The organism is Pseudomonas sp. PS02302 (genome assembly GCF_029959585.1).
In the GTDB taxonomy this organism is placed as follows: domain Bacteria; phylum Pseudomonadota; class Gammaproteobacteria; order Pseudomonadales; family Pseudomonadaceae; genus Chryseomonas; species Chryseomonas aestiva.
On record NZ_JASCON010000146.1, the window covers coordinates 1 to 3,899 of the forward strand.

Here is a 3,899-nt window from a genome sequence, read left to right on the forward strand (position 1 = left end):
TCACCGGGGGGGGCCCCGACCACACAACGGGGGGGGCCAACCCGCCCCCCAGCGGGGGGGCGCGCGCCGGCGACGCCGGCCGTGGCTTCGCCGTGGTGGCCGACGAGGTGCGCAGCCTGGCCCAGCGCACCCGCCAGTCGACCCTGGAGATCGAGCAGATGATCGGCAACATCCAGACCGGCACCGGTCAGGCGGTGACCGCCATCCAGCGCAGCAACACCCTGGCCGGCACCACCCTGGAAACCACCGAGCGCACCGGCCAGAGCCTGGAGCACATCTTCGTCGCCATCGGCGACATCAACGAGCGCAACCTGGTCATCGCCAGCGCCGCCGAGGAACAGGCCCAGGTGGCGCGGGAGGTGGATCGCAACCTGATCAACATCCGCGAACTGGCGGGCGTGTCCAAGCGCGGCGCCGACCAGATCGAGACCTCCAGTCGCCAGCTGGTCGCGCTGACCCGCGAGATCCACGGCCTGGCGGCGCGCTTCCGCGTCTGACCCGCCACGTGGCCACCCCCGGGAACAGGCATCCCGGGGAGCGCCGCGGCTTTACCCAACTTTACGTTTTCTTGGCATGACGTCGCCGCCGCTACAGGAGAAAATTGGCCCTGGGCGCCCGGCGTGGCGCCCGTTCTCGCCACGGAGCTGCCTGACGTCATGACGACCTGCCCTACCCCGCGCGGCCCTCGCCTGAGGTGCCTGCTGCTGTCCTTTCTCGCCTCGCCCCTGGGTCTGCTGGTGCTGCTGACCGGCGTGCTGCAACTGCTCGCTCCCGGCTAGGGCCGCAGCGGCCGGCCACCGAAGCGGCCGGGCCCGCCTGGCTCACAGGCGGAAGCGCGTGACCAGGCCATTGAGGTCCACGGCCAGGCGCGACAGCTCGGCGCTGGCGGCGCTGGACTGCTCGGCACCCGCGGCGGTCTGGACCGACAACTCGCGGATGTTCACCAGGTTGCGATCCACTTCGCGGGCCACCTGGGCCTGCTCTTCCGCCGCGCTGGCGATCACCAGATTGCGCTCGTTGATGCCGCCGATGGCGCCATGGATGCGCTCCAGGGCATGGCCGGCGCCGCGCGCCACCTCCAGGGTCGACTGGGCCCGCTCGGTGCTGCTGCGCATGGCCGCCACCGCCTGCTCGGTGCCCTGCTGGATGGTCCCGATGGAGGTCTCGATCTCGCGGGTCGACTCCTGGGTGCGATGGGCCAGGGCCCGCACCTCGTCGGCCACCACGGCGAAGCCCCGGCCGGCTTCACCGGCGCGCGCCGCCTCGATGGCGGCATTGAGCGCCAGCAGATTGGTCTGCTCGGCGACGCTGCGGATCACGTCGAGCACCTTGCCGATGTCGTTGACCTGTACCGCCAGATCGCCCACCAGGGTGGCGCCGTGCTGGACGTCGTCGCTCATGGTGGCGATGGCGCCCACGGTTTCCTGCACCAGGTCGCGGCCGTCACGGGCCACACCGGCGGATTCCTGGGAGGCCTGGGAGGTATTGACGGCATTGCGCGCCACCTCGTCCACCGCCGACGACATCTGGTTCACCGCGGTAGCGGCCTGTTCGATCTCGGCGTTCTGGCGTTGCAGGCCGCGACTGGATTCATCGGTCACGGCATTGAGTTCTTCCGCTGCCGAGGCGAGTTGGGTGGCCGAGCCGAGGATGCCCTGCAGGGTCTGGCGCAGCTGGCCCTGCATGGTCTTCATGGCCTGCAGCAGGCGCGCGGCCTCGTCGCGGCCTTCGCTGTGGATCTCCTGGCTGAGATCGCCGGTGGCGATCACCTCGGCGGCCTGCACGGCGCGGGCGATGGGCTGGGTGATGCTGCGAATCAGCAGCCAGGCGAAGACCACGGTCAGCAGCGCGGTGGCCGCCAGCAGCAGCACCAGCCACTGGATGGCATGGCCATAGTCGGCAGCGGACTGGGCGTTGGCCGCGGCGGTCTGCTGATCCACCAGGTCGGTGAGTTGCTTGAGCACGCCGTTGACCGCATCGGAGTTGGCCAGCAGGTCTTCGTTGAGCAGGCGACGCAGGGGCTCCAGCTGATCGGCGGTGGAGAACGCCAGCATGCGCTGCTGCAGTCCATCGTACTGGGCGATCAGCTGGCCGTAGCGGCTGTAGGCGGTGCGCTCTTCGTCAGACTGGATCAGCGCCTCGTAGCGCTGCTGGGCGGCGCGCATCTGGCCATTGCGCTGCTGGAACAGCGCCTGGGTCTTGGCGATGATCTCCGGCTCGCGATTGAGCAGCAGGCGATAGGACAGCACCCGCAGGCGCAGGGTCAGGGCGGTCAGCTCGTCGAGCGCGGCCACGCGAGGCATGGCGCGGTCTTCGATGGCCAGGCCCGAGGCGCGGATGTCGTTCATCTTGACCAGGGCGGTACCGCCGAGCAGCAGCAGGAGCAGACCGATAAAGGCGAAACCAAGGGTGGCACGCCGCGCGATGGAGAGGTTGCGAAAGGACATGGAGAGTTTCCGTTGAGCCTGGAAGGCCCCCGCTATCGACCGCACCGTGCAAATCCTGAGGCGGCCGGTCGGACCGGATTTCTCCGCCCCTTTCGAGCAAAGACCGCAAACCCTTGTCCTATAGGGCATCGGGACTATTGAAAGTCTGGCGAAAGGTCTAGGCTGCGGCACTGTGCCGCAGATCACAGGCTGGATGCAAAGTGGGCGAAAGACGCTCGATTTCCCCCAGCGGCATTGTGTTCACATTTTTGCACATCTCTCGCAACCCACTGATCGCCAAGGAAATCTGCTCGGCTATCGCGATTCACGTTTTCTTCACGGGGAAAAGCGCGATTCGGCGGCGAAATTCAGGCTTCGTGTCGATAAAAGGGCTAAAAGCGCTGATCGTGCAGCGATAATGGCGGGATGATCTCAGTATAAGTTTGAAATATCTTCTGCGTTGTCTGTCACGAGCTATTGTTTCAGCGTGGATTAAGGTTGTGGTCACCAAACTGAGTGACCGGGTACCAGGACGCCGCCCGAATACGCGATGGACCGCCAGACAATGAAGCCACCGGAGTCCCAGAAGGCCGGGGCGTATCGAGGCGATGCCAGGGGGCGTCTAGCCACTAACCAGCGCTTGCCGCTGCCATTGCGTACTTGAGAAGAGGTCAGAAACAGATGAGCGACAACACGGATACCTTCGGCGCACCCGACGAGGCCCTCCTGCAGCTGGTCGATGGTTTCAAGCGTTTCCGCCAGGACGTCTTTCCCGAACAGGAAGCGCTGTTCAAGAAACTCGCCAGTGCGCAGTCGCCCAAGGCCATGTTCATCACCTGCGCCGACTCGCGCATCGTCCCGGAACTGATTACTCAGAGCTCGCCAGGCGATCTGTTCGTGACCCGTAACGTCGGCAACGTGGTGCCCCCCTATGGCCAGATGAACGGCGGCGTCTCCACCGCCATCGAGTACGCGGTCGTGGCCCTGGGCGTGAAGCACATCATCATCTGCGGCCACTCCGACTGCGGCGCCATGAAGGCCGTGCTCAATCCCGATCCGCTGGAGAAGATGCCGACGGTAAAGGTCTGGCTGCGCCATGCCGAGGTCGCCCGCACCGTGGTCGCAGACCATGGCCATTGCGACTGCGGCCACGGTGGCACCCTGGGCTTCCTCACCGAGGAAAACGTGGTGGCCCAGCTGGTCCACCTGCGTACCCATCCCTCGGTGGCGTCGCGGCTGGCCAGCGGTCAGCTGCAGATCCATGGCTGGGTCTATTCCATCGAGACCAGCGAGATCAAGGCGTACGACGCCCAGCAGGAGCGCTTCCTGCCCCTGGATGGCGAAAACATGCCGGTCGCCACCCCACGTCCGCGCCTGCAACCGGCCTGATCCACCGCGGCCAGCCGGTTCGCCGGCTGGCCGCCCCGCGACGGGTCGCACGGCCCGGCTCCATAACCTGTCTCTTAAACACAA

4 protein-coding genes and 1 pseudogene are annotated in these 3,899 nt (G+C 66.5%); 3 read left to right on the top strand and 2 right to left on the bottom strand.

Annotation, left to right across the window (positions count from 1 at the left end):
- Positions 1–497, top strand: a 497-nt coding sequence (locus QMX82_RS25375; RefSeq protein ID WP_282288724.1) for a methyl-accepting chemotaxis protein, incomplete at its 5' end; no start/stop codon positions are given.
- 159 nt (positions 498–656) lie between these two features.
- Positions 657–779 (top strand): hypothetical protein, encoded by a 123-nt coding sequence (locus tag QMX82_RS25380; protein ID WP_282288725.1) that lies wholly within the window; start codon positions 657–659, stop codon positions 777–779.
- 42 nt (positions 780–821) lie between these two features.
- On the opposite strand, the gene QMX82_RS26205 is transcribed toward QMX82_RS25380, so the two are convergent.
- Both QMX82_RS26205 and QMX82_RS26210 read right to left on the bottom strand, forming a co-directional pair.
- Complete coding sequence (locus QMX82_RS26205; RefSeq protein WP_423814999.1) at positions 822–1,694, bottom strand: methyl-accepting chemotaxis protein; 873 nt, start codon at positions 1,692–1,694, stop codon at positions 822–824.
- Positions 1,677–2,576 (bottom strand): annotated as a pseudogene (locus QMX82_RS26210) (MCP four helix bundle domain-containing protein); the annotation flags it as partial. The pseudogene QMX82_RS26210 and the gene QMX82_RS26205, both read right to left, overlap by 18 nt.
- A gap of 531 nt (positions 2,577–3,107) precedes the next feature.
- Here QMX82_RS26210 and QMX82_RS25390 point away from each other — a divergent pair.
- Complete coding sequence (locus tag QMX82_RS25390) at positions 3,108–3,815, top strand: carbonic anhydrase (RefSeq protein ID WP_208693218.1); 708 nt, start codon at positions 3,108–3,110, stop codon at positions 3,813–3,815.
- Positions 3,816–3,899 lie beyond the last annotated feature (84 nt).